Raw genomic sequence first — 18,304 nt, 5'->3', positions numbered from 1 at the left:
ATGCAGGCAAATTGGAGCTTAATTCTTAATGTCCTGTTGTTGATTGGCGTTATAGTGGCCATCGGTCGCTTAATGAAAGCGAGAAAGCAAAGCTTAAGTCCAGAACAGTATCAGCCGTCATTAGGGCCTGTAACGAATAGTCCTTATGATGCACAACCCTATAATGATGATATTATTGCGGTGCGAAAAATAAATAGAGACGGTTCGCTTGATTTTGTGAACGATGAAGAGTCTGAGTCGCAGATACTAACAAGTACTGCATCCAGACCTGCTCAGCCTCAATTGATCCCTCAGGAGGAGATCACTAGGGAACAAAAGGCAGAGGTGTCTACTGCAGATACACCCGCAACCATAATGATGTTTTTACTGGCTAAAGAAAACCGACAATTTGCAGGTTATGAGTTATTACAAACTGTGCTCGCAGCGGGATTGCGTTTTGGTGAAGGACATTTATTTCATCGTCATCAAAGCGTCAATGGTCAGGGGCCAGTCATTTGCAGTTTGGCTGCAGCTACTGCTACAGGGGTGTTTGATTTGCAGAATATAGGCGCATTTAGTGTGCGTGGGTTATGCCTTTTCATGCAAACCTCTAAAAATCCAAGCATAGATTCAGAGCGCTTTGCAATAATGTTAGACACAGCACGACAATTGAGCGAAGGTCTGGATGCTCATTTGCTTGATGATCAACGCAAACCACTGACTGAACAGCGGATTGTCCGTTATTATCGATTATTGAATATAGAACACGTCGAAAGGGAATGTGCAACAGCCTGAGTTGTTGACGCCTCATTCTTTTCAAGCCTACTTTCCGCGACTTGTTCGCGGAATCGAGGAATCTCGCGCAAACCAGGAACATAGTGCGTTTATAAAGATTGAATTGGATCTAGCGAACACGCCGCGGGACGTCGAAATCTCAATTGTCAACAGACTCTGGTTAATCTGTCACGGCTGTCCCATTAAAAATGTGACGTCTTTCCGAGCGCAGCGAGGAATCTCCTGCAAATTGGCACAATCTGAATTAATGCATTAATTATCATTGGACGTTACATTACGTGAAGAGGATTCTCGCGTACGCCAAGATCATGCTCCTGAAAATAGGGCGATGGTTCGGCATATTATTTTGAACAGGTTACAAAATACCAAAAAGAAATTTAAGGATATGAGCATTAGGCGCCTGCAGAAAAAGGCTGGCTCGGGAGACTCAACTCTTGATATGATTTTAATGGCCGCATTTTAATGGGATCGTGCAACCTTGCAGGAGATTCCTCGCTACGCTCGGAAAGACGTCATATTTTTAATGGGACAGCCGTAGTTAATCTGTAAATTATTGTTGAAAATTGCCTTCTTAAAATTTCAAATTACGATTCATCTTGAACTCTAAGCGCGAGTGTTAGTACACTAGACTTTTAGCCTTGTGTTGAGACCATGAATCTAAATACTATTGCATCATTGCTTTCCCAAACCTGTTCGATAAATGCCGAAGTTACTGGTGTTTGTATTGACAGCCGGATTATTAATCCTGGAAATCTGTTTGTCGCCATTAAAGGAGAACACTTTGATGGGCATGATTTCATCAAGGAGGTTGAAGCAAAGGGCGCTGTTGCTGTGGTCGTTAACCAGGCTATTCAGGGGGTGAACATCCCTCAGTTTGTCGTAGACGATCCTGTTTTGGCTTTGGCTAAAATTGCAGAAGCGCATCGCCAAAAAATTCATTGTCCTGTCATTGCATTAACTGGCTCAAATGGAAAAACTACCGTTAAAGAAATGATAGCAGCAATTTTACCCTCTCCTTCACATGCAACTAAAGGTAATTTAAACAATCATCTTGGCGCTCCTTTAAGTGTATTGCAGCTCAATCAGCAACATCGCTATGCTGTCTTTGAGTTGGGAGCAAATCACCTGGGAGAAATTGCTCATACCGTGGGAATTGTTCATCCTGATGTAACCTTGATTAATAATATTGCTCCAGCTCATGTTGAAGGATTTGGCTCAATAGATGGTGTTGCACGAGCAAAAGGAGAGATACATCAGGGTTTATCCGCTCATGGCACTGTTGTGATTAATGATGATGATGCTTATTCTCATTTTTGGGATAGTTTGATAGGGGATAAACGAGTATTAAGATTTTCAGCGACACACCCAGCAGATATTTATGCTCAGGATGTTCGATTGGATACTCATGGCCGAGGCCATTTTTCTTTAGTGTTGCCGAATGCCAGAGCTGATATTGAATTACAGGTACCTGGATTGCATAATGTCAGGAATGCTTTGGCTGCAGCAACGTGTTGTTATGCCGTTGGTATTTCAATTCAGGACATTCAAAATGGTTTAAACCAGTTCGGCGGGGTAAAAGGGCGAATGACCACTTTACCTGGAAAAAACAAGTCAACAATTATAGATGATACGTATAACGCCAATTTGCGCTCTGTGCTAACTGCTTTGGAAGTATTGGCATTGCGGCCTGGAAAAAGAATATTTGTATTCGGAGACATGGGTGAGTTAGGTGAGTGGGCGACGCAACACCATCAGGAAGTTGGATTGGCTGCGAAACAATTGGGAATTGATCAACTGTTAAGTTGTGGAACCCATAGCCTGTTAGCCTCTCAAGCATTTGGCGCCCAAGGACACCATTTTTCAAGCCAGGAAGAGTTGGTTCAAAATTTACTCGATGAGCTTTCAGATAATACAACTGTATTGGTAAAAGGATCACGCTCTAGCGCGATGGAAAAAATTGTGCATAAACTGCTTAATTGATTCGATTTGAATGTGATATGCTTTGTCGCTTTTTGCCCCACTAGGGGTTTGTGTTTTACAGTAGTTTAAATAAAGCACCGCCCTAATGATTAACATGAGGAAAAATTATGCTCTATTGGCTAACGCAGCTATTTCAGGGACAGTATCATGCGTTAAGAGTTTTTCAATACCTGACTTTCAGATCCATCCTGGCTTCTTTAACCGCATTAATGGTCGGTTTGTTGTGTGGTCCCTTAATGATTAACTGGTTGCGGGGATTGCAAATTGGCCAAATGGTTCGTAATGATGGCCCTCAATCGCATTTATCCAAAGCCGGCACGCCTACCATGGGGGGCGTATTAATATTAGTGGCTGTTACGGTTAGTTGTCTCCTTTGGTGTGATTTAAAGCAATCCAGTTTGTGGTTGGTACTGTTGGTTACTTTGAGCAATGGTATTGTTGGTTGGGTTGATGATTATCGCAAGTTGGTATTAAAAAACAGTAAAGGTCTTCCAGGACGATGGAAATATTTTTGGCAATCAGTTATTGCTGTGATTGCAGTTGTGTATTTATACATGAATGCCACTTTGCCTGTGAACACCCAGTTAATTCTGCCATTTTTTAAAACCGTGACTTGGGATCTGGGTATTTTATTTCCATTCCTTGCTTATTTTGTTATTGTAGGTAGTAGCAATGCTGTCAATTTAACGGATGGATTAGATGGATTGGCAATTATGCCCATAGTTATGGTTGCTGGTGCTCTTGGTGTTTTCGCATACGCTTCCAGTAATTCGGTGTATTCCAATTATTTGGCTATTCCGTTTGTACCCAATACAGGTGAGTTAACTATATTTTGCTCGTCTATTGTTGGCGCAGGTTTAGGATTTCTTTGGTATAACAGTTACCCAGCACAGGTCTTTATGGGGGATGTCGGTTCTCTTGCTTTAGGCGCTGCATTGGGCATAGTGGCTGTAGTCGTAAGACAGGAACTTGTGTTATTAATAATGGGTGGGTTATTTGTCATTGAAACAATCTCGGTTATATTACAAGTGGGCTATTTTAAAATATCTCATGGAAAACGATTGTTTCGCATGGCACCGTTACACCATCACTTTGAATTAAAAGGGTGGTCGGAGCCTAAAGTCATAGTCAGATTCTGGATTATTACTGTTGTATTTGTGTTATGCGGTTTGGCTACATTAAAACTACGATAGGCTAGGTGCATTCATGAATCATTCCTTATATTTAGTCGCAGGCTTAGGCAAAACAGGATTATCTATAGCAAGGTACCTGCATAGAAAAAATAAACCCTTTATCGCATTTGATACCCGGATAGAGGCTCCTGGACTGGCGGAGTTTAAAGCGGAATTTCCTCATATTCCTGTTTATCTGAAGTCGATACCCGAAGAACAATTAAGCCTGTTAACGGATATTATCACCAGTCCTGGTTTGTCTCTTGATACGCCTTTTATTAAACAGGCGATTCAGTCAGGCGTTGCCGTCTATGGTGATATTGAGTGTCTGGCCAAAGAGATTAATGCACCTGTTGTAGCGATTACAGGAACGAATGGCAAATCTACAGTAACCACTTTAGTGGGCGAAATGGCGAAAGCCGCTGGATTCAGTGTTGCTGTCGCAGGTAATATTGGAACACCAGTACTGGATATGTTGGATGATGATCATCAGTATGATTTATGGGTTCTGGAATTATCCAGTTTTCAACTGGATTTGACTCATTCTTTATCACCGATAGCCGCGACTATTCTGAACGTAACTCCGGATCATTTAGACAGACATCATACAATGGAAGCCTATACGCAGGCCAAACAACGAATTTATCACCAGGCTAAGGTCGTCATTGTGAACCGTGAAGACGCGGCGACCATTCCGAGTGATGCTATGAACACAGGGGCTCAGCAGGTCTCTTTTGGCAGTGATGTTCCTGCCCCGGGCAATTGGGGAATCGTCTCCAGAGAAGGGAGCATGTATCTGGCAAAAGGTAGTGAATGTCTTTTTTCTGTAGACTCCCTATTGATCAAAGGAGTGCATAATTGGCTTAATGCGCTTGCTGCGTGCGCTTTGGCTGAGGCTGCTGGAATATCAGAACACCATATCGTGCAGGTATTGAAAACATTCTCAGGATTACCTCATCGTTGCCAATGGGTAAGGTCTCTGGATGGTGTCGAGTGGATAAATGATTCAAAAGGAACAAATGTAGGTGCCACGATCTCTGCTATCAATGGAATAGGGGGTGCTATGCAAGGGAAAATTGTTCTTATCGCTGGAGGGCAAGGGAAAGGTGCTGATTTTAACGATTTGACAAAGCCGATTGCCGATTTTGTTCGTTCCATTGTACTTATAGGAGAAGATGCTGACAAAATGGAGGCCGCTCTGGCTCATGTCGTGCCTGTAGTTCGTGCGTCTTCACTTGATAATGCCGTGGTACTGGCGAAGACATGTGCAAAACCGGGCGATGTCGTTTTGTTATCACCTGCCTGTGCAAGTCTGGATATGTTTCGCGATTTCAATCATAGGGGGGATGTCTTTGCATCCTCCGTAAATGGATTGTAAGCAGCATGCGACCAAGACATTTAAATCAAAGAGGGAAGCCAGTCAGTAAACCGATATCACTTTATGACAAGTGGTTGATTGGAGCTGTTTTTGGCCTGGTGATTATTGGTTTGATGATGGTCGCATCCAGTTCGGTGATGATCTCTACTAAATACTTTCACCAACCGTTTCATTTTTTAATTCGACAGGCCTGTTATTTATTTTTTGGTTTGATGCTGGCCTTGATTGTAGTGCGTACTGACAGCAGTTTTTGGGAAAAAATAAGCATGCCCATGCTGATTATCTGTTTGGTGATGTTGCTTGTTGTGTTGGTCCCGGGAATTGGCCGATCTGTGAACGGTAGCAGGCGATGGCTTGCTTTTGGACCCATAGGCATTCAAGTGTCAGAAATGGCAAAATTAACCATGATTTTTTATTTGGCAGGGTACTTGGTACGGCAGCAAGAAGCGGTGAGTAGCAGTATCTTCGGATTTATTAAGCCCATGATGATCTTGGGTGTTGTTTCCTTCTTATTGCTGCTTGAACCTGATTTTGGAGCTACTGTTGTTATTTCTGGTACCGTTATGGCCATGCTGTTCCTCGCAGGAGTGAGATTAAGGTACTATATAGGTTTAATGATTGTGGTTATTGGCGCTCTCGCGCTTCTTGCCATTTCTTCACCTTATCGTGTCGCCAGGTTAACTGCCTTTCTGGATCCCTGGGCTGATCAGTATAACAGCGGATATCAACTCACGCAGTCTTTGATCGCATTTGGACGTGGGGGCTGGTTTGGCTCAGGTCTTGGTGAAAGTATCCAGAAACTAATGTACTTACCCGAAGCACATACCGATTTTTTATTCGCTGTACTTGCTGAAGAGTTAGGGTTGTTTGGAATTTTAGTTGTAATGCTGTTGTATAGTATACTTGTATTTAGGGGACTTAATATCGCATATACAGCCCATGTTCAAGATCGTCTCTTTGCTTCATTTACGGCATATGGTCTGACTTTTTGGTTAGCCTTGCAGGCTGCAATCAATATGGGGGTTAATGTGGGTTTGTTGCCTACAAAAGGGCTAACTCTGCCATTACTTAGTTACGGTGGTGCCAGTATAGTGATTAATTGTGTGGTTGTCGCATTGTTATTGCGAATAGACCATGAAAATCGTTGGCAGTCTCTTGGATTGAGAACGCAAACGGCATAAGGGGGAATTGTGAATAATTCAGGACCATTTTTATCTACAAGGATGGGGCATGTAGAACAAATTCATTTTGTTGGTATCGGTGGCGTTGGCATGTGCGGTATCGCGGAAGTGTTGCATAATCAAGGTTACCGTATTACAGGTTCTGATATTGGTGAGAGCAGCACGGTACAGCGATTAAAATCGTTGGGTATACAGGTTCATATTGGTCATCGTGTTGAGAATATTCAAGGTGCTGATGTAGTAGTGCGTTCTTCGGCTGTTGATATGAATAATCCGGAGATTATTGCCGCACGTGAATTAATGATTCCGGTGATCCCAAGGGCCGCAATGCTGGCTGAGTTAATGCGATTCAGGCATGGAATCGCTATTGCTGGAACTCACGGTAAAACGACGACCACCAGTCTGGTGAGTAGCTTGCTTGCCGAAGGTGGACTCGATCCTAGTTTTGTTATTGGTGGAAAACTAAATAGCTGCGGCAGCAATGCTCAATTAGGCAAATCGGCCTATTTTGTGGTTGAGGCGGATGAAAGCGATGCTTCATTTTTGTTTTTAAAACCGATGATGGCAGTGGTTACCAACATCGATGCTGATCATATGGATACCTATCAGGATGATTTTGATAAATTAAGAACTACGTTCCTGGAATTTTTACATCACTTGCCTTTTTATGGTCTGGCTGTGGTGTGCATAGAAGATGACGAAATTCAAAAAATTCTTCCAGCAATCCAAAGACCTACCTTAACCTACGGATTTAAAGAGGAAGCTCATTACCGCGCTGTAAATTGGACACAAAATGAAATGCTCAGCCAGTTCACCGTAATTAGGCCAGCTCCTCATTCGCAATTAGCGATTGAGTTCCGATACCCTGGGCGTCATAATGTCTTGAATGCCTTGGCAGCAATTGCAATTGCAACAGAGCTGGGGGTTGATGATGAGTCCATTATTCGCGGCCTTAAAAAATTTCAGGGAGTTGGACGACGGTTTCAAATGCTGGGTGAACGACAGTTTGAACACGGTTCTGCTATAGTCGTTGACGACTACGGACATCATCCACAAGAAATTTTATCAACGATCGATGCATTCCGACGTGTTTGGCCGGATAGACGCCTGGTGCATGTATTTCAACCGCATCGATATAGCAGGACACAATCTTTATACAATCAATTTATCGATGTTTTAAGCCTTTCTGATGAACTGTTCCTGTTTGATATCTATGCTGCAGGCGAGAAGGCAATTCCAGGAGTTACCAGTGAAGGGTTGGCCCAAGGAATCAGGGGTAAAGACAGAAGAGTAACTCTGGTTAATGAACAATCTTTGAAAGAAAAACTGGACGAGCTGGTTAAAGATGGTGATGTTATTTTGATGCAGGGAGCTGGAAATATTGGCCAAATGGCAGTAAATCTAATGAAAAAGGGTGAAAATTAACATGCACGCAATGGAACAGGATTGTGTTCTTGCTGCAGATATTGAAGCCGTGATTCATTTGGTGCAAACTAAAGTTAAAGAGCAAACAACTATAGAGTTGATGCACAAAGTACATATTATTGGAGACTGTTAATGTCTAAGCTTATCAACCTTGTTTTGCTTTATGGCGGGAAATCAGGCGAGCATGAAGTTTCGCTCACTTCAGCGTCTTCAGTTCTCAGGCATCTGGATTCTGAAAAGTACCATATTATTCCGATAGCAATGGATAAAAATGGGCAGTTTCATTTGCACGCTTACGCCGATTTGCTGAATTATAAAGAAAAACTCCCTGTAGCAACCGAGTCTTCGAAACCATTAGACAGTTTGGTAAGCAATGGCCGCCTTGCCGTTGAAGCCGATGTCGTTTTTCCTGTAGTACATGGTCCGTTATATGAAGATGGCTGCTTGCAAGGCTTGCTTGAGCTGGCTGGAGTAGCCTATGTGGGTTGTGATGTATTGCCTTCAGCCATTGGTATGGATAAGGATATGGCACGAAGAGTCGCATGCATTGATGGTCTTCATTCTGCCCAGTATCAATTATTATCCTGGCATACTACTCCGGCTGAAAGACAGCAGTTTTGTAATGATGTTTCTGCTGAATTGGGTTGGCCCTTATTTGTAAAGCCTTGTTCCTTAGGATCCAGTGTTGGTATTCATAAAGCAAGAAATATGGCCGAGTTGGTTGCTGCTGTAGATGATGCCTTACGTTACGATGAAGAAATCCTGGTTGAACAATTCATTCAGGGTCGAGAAATTGAATTGGCTGTATTAGAAAATAATAAACCTTCTGCCAAGCCTCGAGTCAGTGTGGCGGGGGAAATCCGGGTGAATCATCCAGATGGTTTTTATTCATATACCGCGAAATATCTGGAAAGTACTCAGACTGATTTAATCATTCCAGCGCTGTTAAATGAGAAACTGAGTGAGCGTTTAAAACAAGCTGCTGCTGATATTTTTTCACGATTAAAATGCAAAGGAATGGCGCGAGTTGATTTTTTTGTAAATGATAAAACAGAAGAAATATACTTTAATGAAATCAATACATTACCCGGTTTCACCTCAATCAGCATGTATCCCAAACTGTGGCAGGCTAGCGGTTTGACTTACCCTGAGTTACTTGATGAACTGATTCAAATTGCAATGACACATCAACACTGTCGACAACATTTAGTGACTAATTACTTGTGAAAGAGAACATCAAGAAAAAGGATGTTGATTCCGATGGGCTGCGCTATGCCAGTCTGTTGGGGTTATTAATTGTAAGTGCCTTGCTGCTGGCAGGGCGTTTGGGTTATTTATACCTTGCGGATGCGGAACGTTTTCCGATAACTACAATTAAAGTTGCAGCCAGTTATGAGCATGTCAGTCATAAGGAATTGGAGTCCATATTGGCACAACATTTGAGTGCCAGTTTTTTTGCTTTACCAGTGAGCCAGTTACAAAATGAACTGAATGCAATAAACTGGATTGAAAGTGCTTATGTGGAACGAGTCTGGCCTGATACAATTAAAATCAAGTTGGTAGAAAAGAATCCTGTTGCCATTTGGGACAATGCCTTGATGACCGAGGATGGCAAATTATTTAATGAGGGTGATGTTCCTGCTGATTTAAGCATCCCAAAATTGAAAGGTCCCATCGGTCAACAATTAGACGTCTTACAAGTTTATGAAAAATTGAGTAAGATATTATCATCGTATGGTTTAAATGCTTCTGGATTGAGCTTAAGAGACAATCAGGCCTGGGTGTTAATACTGGGTAATGGCGTAAAAATATACTTAGGAAAGAAAGAGTTAGAAGCGCGATTGCTGCGTTTTTGTAAAGCATATCCTGCAGTGTTTGCTGAAAAAGCAGATCAGTTGGCGAGCGTGGATTTACGTTATCCACGTGGAATGGCAGTGCAGTGGAAACAACAAACGGGACGATAATGGCTAAAAAAATAGAAAAAAATATTATCACTGGATTGGATATTGGCACTTCAAAAATAATTGCCTTAATTGGTGAAGTGACCTCTGATGGAGCGATTGAAATAATTGGAATTGGCCGCCATCCTTCTCGCGGTTTAAAACGTGGAGTCGTCGTTGACATAGAAGCCACAGTTAATTCCATACAACGCGCAGTGCAGGAAGCCGAGTTAATGGCGGGCTGTGAAGTCAGAACCGTTTATGCAGGGATAGCCGGAAGTCATATCCGTAGTTTGAACTCCCATGGGATTGTTGCTATTCGGGATCAGGAAGTGTCTCAGGCTGATGTGGAACGAGTGATTGATGCAGCCAAGGCCGTGGCCATCCCTGCCGATCAAAAAATTCTTCACATATTGCCTCAGGAATTCATCATTGATCATCAGGGTAGTATCCGTGAGCCTATAGGCATGGCTGGAGTCAGGCTGGAATCCCGGGTGCATATAGTTACCGGATCAGTCAGTGCCGCTCAGAATATAGTCAAGTGCGTCCGTCGGTGTGGATTGGAAGTCAATGACATCATTTTGGAGCAACTGGCATCCAGTCATGCGGTACTGACTGAAGATGAAAAAGATTTAGGTGTTTGCCTGATTGATATTGGTGGTGGTACTACTGACATTGCCATATTCTGTGAAGGGGCAATTCAGCATACTTCAGTAATTCCCATCGCAGGAGATCAGGTGACAAATGATATAGCGATGGCTTTACGAACACCAACCAAGGCAGCGGAAGCAATTAAATTGACCCACGCCTGTGCTTTACCTGAACTGGCAAACTCCAATCAAATGCTGGAAGTTGCAAGCGTCAATGAACGGCCAGGAAGAAAAATATCAGCCAAGGCGCTGGCTGATGTCGTTTCTGCCCGATATGAAGAGTTGTTTTCTTTGGTTCGCAATGAGCTAAAACGAAGCGGATTTGAAGACAGAATGGCTGCTGGTATTGTCCTGACTGGTGGCGCTTCTAATGTCAGGGGCGCAATTGAACTTGCGGAATTAAATTTTGAAATGCCAGTTCGCAAAGGATGTGCGCATCATGTATCTGGTCTGGCAGAGGCTACTGAAAATCCCTCTTTTGCTACCGGTGTTGGCTTGCTGCTTCATGGCTTCCAACAGCAATATGAAGGAGGATATAATGTGCCAGCATTGAATGATAATACCAAGGGAATTTGGTCACGAATGAAAGAATGGTTCCAGGGTAATTTTTAATTGATTAGACACATGATTTTATAAAATTTTGACGAATGCTCATGACGATTGAGTAAACGATTAGGGGTTGCATCATAATGCAACATGTTCAAAACTGTTTTAAAGTGATAAGCAGAACAAAGCAGCACACTAGGGGAGCGGGGTTATGTTTGAATTAATGGAAAGCAGCCATCATGATAATAATGCTGTAATAAAAGTAGTCGGTGTTGGTGGTGGCGGCGGTAACGCTGTGGAACATATGGTTGCTGAAAATATTGATGGTGTCGAGTTTATTTGTGCTAATACAGACGCCCAGGCATTAAAAGGTTCCAATGCTAAAATTCATATTCAATTAGGTGACGAACTGACCAAGGGATTGGGGGCAGGAGCTAATCCTCAAATCGGCCGTGAAGCTGCAGAAGAAGACAGAGATCATATACGAGAAATCTTAAGCGGTGCGGATATGGTTTTTATTACAGCCGGTATGGGCGGAGGCACTGGAACAGGTGCTGCACCAGTATTTGCCGAGATTGCCAAAGAATTGGGAATCTTGACCGTTGCTGTAGTAACCAAGCCATTTTCTTTTGAAGGAAAGCAACGAGCACTTGCAGCTGAAGATGGAATCCGTCGTTTGGCTGAGCATGTTGATTCATTGATAACAATACCAAACAATAAATTATTAAGCGTTTTAGGAAAAAACATCAGTTTACTGAATGCGTTTAAAGCGGCAAACAACGTGTTGCTTGGTGCCGTAAAGGGTATATCGGACTTAATTACTCGTCCTGGATTAATCAACGTGGATTTTGCTGACGTGCGAACAGTAATGTCAGAAATGGGTATGGCCATGATGGGAACAGGAAGTGCTGTAGGCGAGCAAAGAGCCAGACAAGCAGCTGAAGCAGCAATCGCTTCACCTTTACTGGAAGATGTGAATTTTTCCGGAGCACGAGGAATACTGGTCAACATTACTGCCGGTCTGGATATGTCTATTGGCGAGTTTGAAGAAGTTGGCGACGTGGTTAAAGAATTTATTTCCGATGATGCAACCGTGGTCGTGGGTACCGTAATTGATCCTGATATGACTGATGAAATGCGGGTTACTGTAATCGTAACTGGTTTGGGTGACATGAGACAACGTCATCAACAGCCGCAACAACAAGGTCAAAGAGCTCGTTTAATGGAATCCACTCGCAGTGATGGGTCTCTTGACTATCACCAATTGGATAGGCCTGCGGTTATTCGTAAACAAGCTCAAAATGCTTCTTTATCTCCATCTGCTGCAAAAACTAAAAATCCTGTAAGTGATAGTGTTCCAGATGTTGATTATCTGGATATACCAGCCTTCCTTCGTCGTCAGGAAGAGGAAGCCTAGTTGCACGAATACTCGAGTGTATTTTTTAAACGATTCTGAGTTTTAAAATGGAGCACAGTCTTATGCAGGCTGTGCGTTTTAAGGTTGTGATCGTCTGAATGACGCTTGAAACAGGCTGTCAAATAAATGATTTGTTCTTGATTAATGTATTGATTTTAGATTAGAGATGCGTTCTGGATAATACGAATCAATTAAGTGTTTTTCGTAAATCCTGGCATTATTTTTAGGGAAAAATAGGTCTATACGGTTTAAGTATAGAAAAAAATTAGACTAATCAATAAATTGTTGCTAAGATCAAGAGGTTTTTGCGCGCAAAATAAATAAAGATAAAAGGTGAGCACTGAATGATAAAACAAAGAACTCCTAAAAAGGTAATCCAGGCTACTGGCGTTGGGTTGCATTCCGGTGAGAAAGTGCTTTTAACCTTAAGACCCGCTCCTGTTAATACAGGGATCGTTTTTAGAAGAGTGGATCTGTCACCAGTTGTCGAAATTCCAGCATCCTACGAATATGTCGGGGATACCATGCTCTGTACTACTTTACATCATGGAAATGTTAAAATTGCAACTGTAGAACATCTCCTGTCTGCTTTGGCTGGTTTAGGTATCGATAATGCCTACATTGATGTCAATGCGCCAGAGTTACCGATTATGGATGGCAGTGCAGCACCTTTTGTTTTTTTGATTCAATCTGCTGGCATAAAAGAGCAAAATGCTGCCAAGAAGTACATCCGTATTCTTAAGCCCATTCGTGTTGAAGACAATGGTAAATACGTTCAGTTCTTACCGCATAAAGGGTATAAGGTTTCTTTCACTATTGATTTTGATCACCCTGTATTTAATGATAAGCCCCAAACCGTTAGTTTTGATTTTTCAGGCACTTCCTATGTGAAAGAAGTCTGCCGTGCCAGAACTTTTGGTTTTCTTTCCGACTATGAAAAATTGCGGGAATGTGATTTGGCTAAAGGCGGTAGCCTGGATAATGCTATCGTTGTTGATAATTACCGTGTACTTAATGAAGATGGATTACGTTTTGAATCAGAATTTGTGACTCATAAAGTTCTCGATGCAATTGGTGACTTATATTTGTTGGGTTCCAGTTTAATTGGTGCATTTGAAGGGTATAAATCAGGTCACGAATTGAATAACAGGTTATTACGTGAATTAATGGTCAGGCAAGACGCTTGGGAATATACCTATTTTGACGCAGAAAATTATTTGCCATCAATGCAATCTGAATATTATCCTGTCGAAGCCTAATTCAAACATAATGACACCATCAGGCTATTTTTTAGCTTCATTCAGGGTGTGTTGATAGTCATTTAATGACTTGCCATAACACCCTGGTTAAAGGCTAAAAAACGTGTTGGTGTGACTTATAAATCAGTTCATCTCCACAGTAGCGGAGTTCCATTACAGTGATGCTATGGTTCTCATTAAATAAATCTTTAATAGTGATGTATCTATCTCAGTAATATTAAATTGATTGGATGTTTTCTATTAATTTGTAATATGCTCTGGATATAAAGGCAAAGGAGTCGCACGATGAAAATCAAAACAGGATTAATAACTCTTTCACTGATCTGTAGTTCTGCAGTGTCTTTAGCCGATGCTACGATTGACACCAAACAACGTGACGCACTCCGTCTGCACTGGATGGACCCTACAGTTTTACCAGGTCAGGATTACTATTCATACGCAAATGGAGCCTGGCAAAAAAATAACCCTATACCCGCTGAATATGCCTCCTGGGACAGTTTTAATGTACTCAATGAAAAAATTCAGAATATCATTCATCAGATGCTCATTAATGCTGCGCAAGATACCCACGCTAAAGAGGGCAGCATAGAGCAAAAGGTAGGTGATTTTTATTTTAGTGGAATGGATGAAACAACCATCAACAAGGTGGGTATTACCCCCATACAATCTGAATTTTCTCGCATTGACTCGATAAACTCTCTTGATGATTTACAAAAGGAACTGGTCCATTTACATCAAATAGGTGTCGATGCTTTATTTGGCTTTGGCAGCATGCAGGACTATAAAAACAGCAATTTGATGATAGGAGCTGCCGTTCAAGGCGGCCTGGGTCTGCCAGAACGCGATTATTATTTAAGCAATAATCCAAAATTTAAAAAAATTCGCGAAGCCTATGTCAATCATCTCGACAAGATGTTTCAGTTACTTGGCGACAGCCCGGAAAAGGCTGCCAAGGAAGCAAAAACCGTAATGGATATTGAAACCCAGCTGGCTAAAATTTCAATGCCTATAATCGAACGTCGTAATCCCAAATCGGTATATCATATTATGACGCTTAATGAGCTAGAACAAATTACCCCTGAATTTTCATGGCCCTATTATCTAAAGGCTATAGGTCAGGATCAACTGACCAGCATTAATTTAGCGATGCCTGATTTTTTTAAGGGTATGAATAATTTATTAAAATCAATCAGCCTGGATGAGTGGAAAATCTATTTACGCTGGCATTTAATCGATGCGTTTGCTTCCTATCTTTCCAAGCCTTTTGTAGATCAGAATTTTAAGATGGTCAGTGCTCTTACAGGAATTGAAAAATTATTACCTCGATGGAAACGGGTTGTGAATACAGAAAATGGAGCGTTAGGATTTGCGATTGGTAAAATGTATGTAGAGAAGTATTTTCCTCCGAAGGCCAAAGAGCAGGTCGAAGAAATTCTGAAGAATATTCGTAGTGTTTTGCGAAACGATCTGGCTTCCTTGAGTTGGATGTCTCCAGAAACAAGAACAGCAGCACTGAAAAAACTGGACTTAATGCAGCAACGAATTGGCTATCCGACAAAATGGTGGGATTATTCCAAACTAAAAGTGGATAGAGGACCTTATGTGTTAAACGTCATAAGGGCCAATGTATTTTTGATTAATAGAGATCTGGAGAAAATTGGTAAGCCCATTGATAAATCTGAATGGGAGATGACACCACAAACGATTAATGCTTATTACGATGTTTCAATGAACAGTATCAATATGCCTGCCGGGATATTACAAGCTCCATTTTTTGATCCTGATGCACCTGCTGCAGTGAATTATGGCGCGATCGGATTTGTGATGGGACATGAAATCACTCATGGTTTTGATGATCAAGGAGCACAATTTGATGGTTATGGAAACCTGAATAATTGGTGGAAGCCTGAAGATTTGACCAAATTTAACAATGCGACTCAATGTATTGCAGATCAATTTTCCAACTATGTGGTTGATGGCAATTTGCGCGTACAGGGAAAACTGGTCGTTGGTGAAGCTGCTGCAGATCTGGGGGGGCTTACTCTAGCTTATAAAGCATTTTTGCAATCAAACGATTATAAAACTGCCAAAACTATAGAGGGTATTACCCCTGCGCAGCAATTTTTCCTGGGTGCTGCACATGTTTGGGCGAAGAATATCCGACCCCAGCAATTACAGAATCAAGTAACAACTGATCCTCATCCACCAGCTCAATATCGAGTTAATGGCAGTTTTGCCAATATGCCTGAGTTTAGAGAGGCTTATAAACTTACGGACGACAGTCCCATGGTCAATAAGCAGAGGTGTGTTATTTGGTAAGAAACAGGAACAAACAAAATTTGCTATAGTAATTTGCTATAGTTAGGTTAGAAAAGTTAGTAGCTTCAGGCACTAGGGTCTGTTGACAATTCAAGTTTCGACGTCCCGCGACTTGTTCGTAGGATCCAATTCACTCTTTATAGGCGCAATATATTCTTGCTTTGCGCACGATCTATCGATTCCGCGAACAAGTCGCGGAAAGTAGGCTCGAACATAATGAAATGTCAACAGCCCCTAGCAAAAGGTATTGGAACAGTAGTAAAAATATTAACGATGGAGTGTATTATGTGCCGACTCGTTGCGTATTTAGGTCGTTCAACTTTATTGGAAAATGTATTAGTCAAACCTAAGAACTCCATAATTATGCAGAGTCTGCATGCGCGTGAAACCAATTTGCGAACCAATGGAGATGGCTTTGGGGTTGGGTGGTATGCTCCTGAAATAAGCTCGGATCCTGCTTTATTTACCTCTGTTTTCCCTGCATGGAATGATAGAAATTTGTTGAATTTAACAGCCAAAATTCAATCTCCCTGTTTTTTTGCTCATGTTCGCTCAGCCAGTGCTGGCGGAGTGACTAATTATAATTGTCATCCCTTCGTCTATGGAGATTGGATGTTAATGCATAATGGTGAAATTCACGATTTTATCAACGTGAAACGACATATAAGGCATTTACTGGATGATGATATTTACCACTGGGTTAAAGGTGAAACGGATTCCGAGCATTTATTTGCTTTGTTTTGGCAACTTGCCAAAGGGCGCGATTTAAGTCAGATGACCGTGGTTGCAGACGTCTTACAGGAAACGATACTTCGCGTAGAGGATGTCATTAGAGAGTTCGGTCATCCTGGTGTTTCTTATTACAATGTATGTCTAACCGATGGGAAAAGAATCATAGCAACGCGATATACCAGTCATAAAAAGAAAAAGCCATTAACAATGCATTATCTGGTTGGCTATGTTTTAGCGACTCATGGCCTATGGATAAAAGAAGAGGGAAAACCGGCTTATATAGTCGTTTCCTCTGAAAAATTGAATGATTTGGCTGAGGGTTGGGAAGATGTGCCTGAACATCACATGCTGCTGGTTGATGAAAATAAGAACATTCAATTGCGCCCTTTCTAAACAATAGGATAAACTATCGTCCCTTAATCCTTTATTGAGAAGATGATGACTAAAGAAGAAATGATGTGCCGTATCATTCGTTTTGTTACCAAGAAGCCTAGTGCGAAAAAAACCTGTTGCAGATAATGATTCCAAGCCTTCATGATCTGAAACGATACAAGAATCAGAATGTAATTAATTATTTTTGCTACCATCATCCTGAGTGTTCCCAGGATGATGGGCAATGTTTATTTGAAGATTTGTTATCCTGGCTGTGGTTAAACTATCAACGTTCTAAAAACGGCAAACGGACTTATCTTTTTGGTCCTTTATTGGTTCTGGACGAGATGTGGCATACCTTTATATTGCACACACGGGATTATATTGATTTTTCCATGCATTATTTTGGTGAGTACATTCATCACGAGGTAGAACCCATCGGCTTTGAGCATATTATTGAAGAAGACGAATTAACTGATTTTTTGCATGATTGTTTTGAATACCTCGATCAGGATTGGGTGGCGAGGCGATTTTCAAGTGCTTTAACTGATCAAACAGGATAATCAGATGAGCTTTGTTCACGATTCATCTCTTTTTATTTCCAACATTCTTCTCCACCGTATTCAGTAAACTGTTTTTCATGTACAGTACGGCCAATTGATATGGGGCTAAATGCCCGAAAACAGAATGAGGTACAAGCACATGTTACACATTGCACTTTATCAGCCTGAAATTCCCCCTAATACGGGCAATATCATTCGATTATGTGCAAATAGTGGCGCCCAGCTTCATTTGATTCATCCTTTAGGTTTTGAATTGGATGATAAACGGATGCGTCGAGCTGGTTTGGATTATCATGAATGGGCTTCGGTTCAACACTACGCGGATTGGAATGATTTTCAGGAACAGCATAAGGGGCGCAGGATATTCTGTTGTACTACCAAGACGGACCAGAGTTACAGTGAAGTGCAGTATCAACCAGATGATATATTATTATTTGGACCGGAAACTCGAGGTTTGCCTGCCGAAATCAGAACTCAGTATGCATCCATTCGCATTCCAATGGTTGAGAATAGCCGTAGCCTGAATTTATCCAATGCTGTGGCTATCATTTTATTTGAAGCCTGGAGACAGCTCAAATTCGCTTGATTTAAGCCAG

The 18,304-nt window shown here is 41.7% G+C and carries 15 protein-coding genes and 1 pseudogene; all 16 read left to right on the top strand.

Features of this window, described 5'->3' with window-relative positions; translation table 11 throughout:
* The 16 genes and pseudogenes from zipA (at nucleotide 1) to trmL (ending at nucleotide 18,294) form a co-directional block, all read left to right on the top strand.
* Nucleotides 1-774, top strand: a complete 774-nt coding sequence (gene zipA / locus ELY21_RS02600; RefSeq protein ID WP_199741617.1) for a cell division protein ZipA — start codon at nucleotides 1-3, stop codon at nucleotides 772-774.
* Nucleotides 775-1,425: 651 nt separating this feature from the next.
* Entirely contained in the window at nucleotides 1,426-2,754 is a 1,329-nt protein-coding gene (gene murF, locus ELY21_RS02590) for a UDP-N-acetylmuramoyl-tripeptide--D-alanyl-D-alanine ligase (RefSeq protein ID WP_127106613.1), read from the top strand.
* Between the two features lie 107 nt (nucleotides 2,755-2,861).
* The gene (gene mraY, locus ELY21_RS02585; RefSeq protein ID WP_127106611.1) at nucleotides 2,862-3,947 is read left to right on the top strand and encodes a phospho-N-acetylmuramoyl-pentapeptide-transferase; all 1,086 of its coding nucleotides are present in this window, start codon (nucleotides 2,862-2,864) and stop codon (nucleotides 3,945-3,947) included.
* 13 nt (nucleotides 3,948-3,960) lie between these two features.
* Entirely contained in the window at nucleotides 3,961-5,304 is a 1,344-nt protein-coding gene (gene murD, locus ELY21_RS02580) for a UDP-N-acetylmuramoyl-L-alanine--D-glutamate ligase (protein ID WP_127106609.1), read from the top strand.
* Nucleotides 5,305-5,309: 5 nt separating this feature from the next.
* The gene (gene ftsW / locus ELY21_RS02575; protein WP_028383177.1) at nucleotides 5,310-6,485 is read left to right on the top strand and encodes a putative lipid II flippase FtsW; all 1,176 of its coding nucleotides are present in this window, start codon (nucleotides 5,310-5,312) and stop codon (nucleotides 6,483-6,485) included.
* A gap of 9 nt (nucleotides 6,486-6,494) precedes the next feature.
* Nucleotides 6,495-7,910, top strand: coding sequence for a UDP-N-acetylmuramate--L-alanine ligase (gene murC / locus ELY21_RS02570; protein ID WP_127106607.1), 1,416 nt, complete (start codon nucleotides 6,495-6,497; stop codon nucleotides 7,908-7,910).
* A gap of 31 nt (nucleotides 7,911-7,941) precedes the next feature.
* A pseudogene (locus tag ELY21_RS02565) lies at nucleotides 7,942-8,043 on the top strand (UDP-N-acetylenolpyruvoylglucosamine reductase); the annotation flags it as partial.
* Nucleotides 8,043-9,137: a D-alanine--D-alanine ligase family protein gene (locus ELY21_RS02560; protein ID WP_127106605.1), complete on the top strand. Its 1,095-nt coding sequence runs from the start codon at nucleotides 8,043-8,045 to the stop codon at nucleotides 9,135-9,137. The pseudogene ELY21_RS02565 and the gene ELY21_RS02560, both read left to right, overlap by 1 nt.
* Nucleotides 9,134-9,874, top strand: coding sequence for a cell division protein FtsQ/DivIB (locus ELY21_RS02555; RefSeq protein WP_199741616.1), 741 nt, complete (start codon nucleotides 9,134-9,136; stop codon nucleotides 9,872-9,874). The genes ELY21_RS02560 and ELY21_RS02555 overlap by 4 nt, the downstream gene beginning before the upstream one ends.
* Nucleotides 9,874-11,112 (top strand): cell division protein FtsA, encoded by a 1,239-nt coding sequence (gene ftsA / locus ELY21_RS02550; protein WP_028383181.1) that lies wholly within the window; start codon nucleotides 9,874-9,876, stop codon nucleotides 11,110-11,112. Before ELY21_RS02555 ends, ftsA begins: the two co-directional genes overlap by 1 nt.
* A 145-nt stretch (nucleotides 11,113-11,257) precedes the next feature.
* Nucleotides 11,258-12,463 (top strand): cell division protein FtsZ, encoded by a 1,206-nt coding sequence (gene ftsZ, locus ELY21_RS02545; RefSeq protein ID WP_127106603.1) that lies wholly within the window; start codon nucleotides 11,258-11,260, stop codon nucleotides 12,461-12,463.
* A 344-nt stretch (nucleotides 12,464-12,807) separates the two neighbouring features.
* Nucleotides 12,808-13,722 (top strand): UDP-3-O-acyl-N-acetylglucosamine deacetylase, encoded by a 915-nt coding sequence (gene lpxC / locus ELY21_RS02540; RefSeq protein ID WP_028383183.1) that lies wholly within the window; start codon nucleotides 12,808-12,810, stop codon nucleotides 13,720-13,722.
* A gap of 285 nt (nucleotides 13,723-14,007) precedes the next feature.
* Nucleotides 14,008-16,041 carry a M13 family metallopeptidase gene (locus ELY21_RS02535; protein ID WP_127106601.1) on the top strand — a complete coding sequence of 678 codons (2,034 nt, stop codon included), beginning with the start codon at nucleotides 14,008-14,010 and terminating at the stop codon, nucleotides 16,039-16,041.
* A gap of 285 nt (nucleotides 16,042-16,326) precedes the next feature.
* Nucleotides 16,327-17,166, top strand: coding sequence for a class II glutamine amidotransferase (locus ELY21_RS02530; protein WP_127106599.1), 840 nt, complete (start codon nucleotides 16,327-16,329; stop codon nucleotides 17,164-17,166).
* 125 nt (nucleotides 17,167-17,291) lie between these two features.
* Complete coding sequence (locus ELY21_RS02525) at nucleotides 17,292-17,708, top strand: hypothetical protein (RefSeq protein ID WP_127106597.1); 417 nt, start codon at nucleotides 17,292-17,294, stop codon at nucleotides 17,706-17,708.
* 139 nt (nucleotides 17,709-17,847) lie between these two features.
* Nucleotides 17,848-18,294, top strand: coding sequence for a tRNA (uridine(34)/cytosine(34)/5-carboxymethylaminomethyluridine(34)-2'-O)-methyltransferase TrmL (gene trmL / locus ELY21_RS02520; RefSeq protein WP_127106595.1), 447 nt, complete (start codon nucleotides 17,848-17,850; stop codon nucleotides 18,292-18,294).
* Nucleotides 18,295-18,304 lie beyond the last annotated feature (10 nt).

Origin of the sequence: Legionella sp. km535, from assembly GCF_003990085.1 — a bacterium.
GTDB lineage: Bacteria > Pseudomonadota > Gammaproteobacteria > Legionellales > Legionellaceae > Legionella > Legionella moravica.
The sequence above is the reverse complement of the archived record's forward strand: the minus strand, read 5'-3'. Positions and strand labels throughout refer to the sequence as shown.

Excerpts from the sequence above, each read along its gene's own strand:
- zipA (WP_199741617.1), top strand. The coding sequence starts at position 1 with ATGCAGGCAAATTGGAGCTTAATTCTTAATGTCCTGTTGTTGATTGGC.
- murF (WP_127106613.1), top strand. The coding sequence starts at position 1,426 with ATGAATCTAAATACTATTGCATCATTGCTTTCCCAAACCTGTTCGATA.
- mraY (WP_127106611.1), top strand. The coding sequence starts at position 2,862 with ATGCTCTATTGGCTAACGCAGCTATTTCAGGGACAGTATCATGCGTTA.
- murD (WP_127106609.1), top strand. The coding sequence starts at position 3,961 with ATGAATCATTCCTTATATTTAGTCGCAGGCTTAGGCAAAACAGGATTA.
- ftsW (WP_028383177.1), top strand. The coding sequence starts at position 5,310 with ATGCGACCAAGACATTTAAATCAAAGAGGGAAGCCAGTCAGTAAACCG.
- ELY21_RS02560 (WP_127106605.1), top strand. The coding sequence starts at position 8,043 with ATGTCTAAGCTTATCAACCTTGTTTTGCTTTATGGCGGGAAATCAGGC.
- ftsA (WP_028383181.1), top strand. The coding sequence starts at position 9,874 with ATGGCTAAAAAAATAGAAAAAAATATTATCACTGGATTGGATATTGGC.
- ftsZ (WP_127106603.1), top strand. The coding sequence starts at position 11,258 with ATGTTTGAATTAATGGAAAGCAGCCATCATGATAATAATGCTGTAATA.
- lpxC (WP_028383183.1), top strand. The coding sequence starts at position 12,808 with ATGATAAAACAAAGAACTCCTAAAAAGGTAATCCAGGCTACTGGCGTT.
- ELY21_RS02535 (WP_127106601.1), top strand. The coding sequence starts at position 14,008 with ATGAAAATCAAAACAGGATTAATAACTCTTTCACTGATCTGTAGTTCT.
- ELY21_RS02530 (WP_127106599.1), top strand. The coding sequence starts at position 16,327 with ATGTGCCGACTCGTTGCGTATTTAGGTCGTTCAACTTTATTGGAAAAT.
- ELY21_RS02525 (WP_127106597.1), top strand. The coding sequence starts at position 17,292 with ATGATTCCAAGCCTTCATGATCTGAAACGATACAAGAATCAGAATGTA.
- trmL (WP_127106595.1), top strand. The coding sequence starts at position 17,848 with ATGTTACACATTGCACTTTATCAGCCTGAAATTCCCCCTAATACGGGC.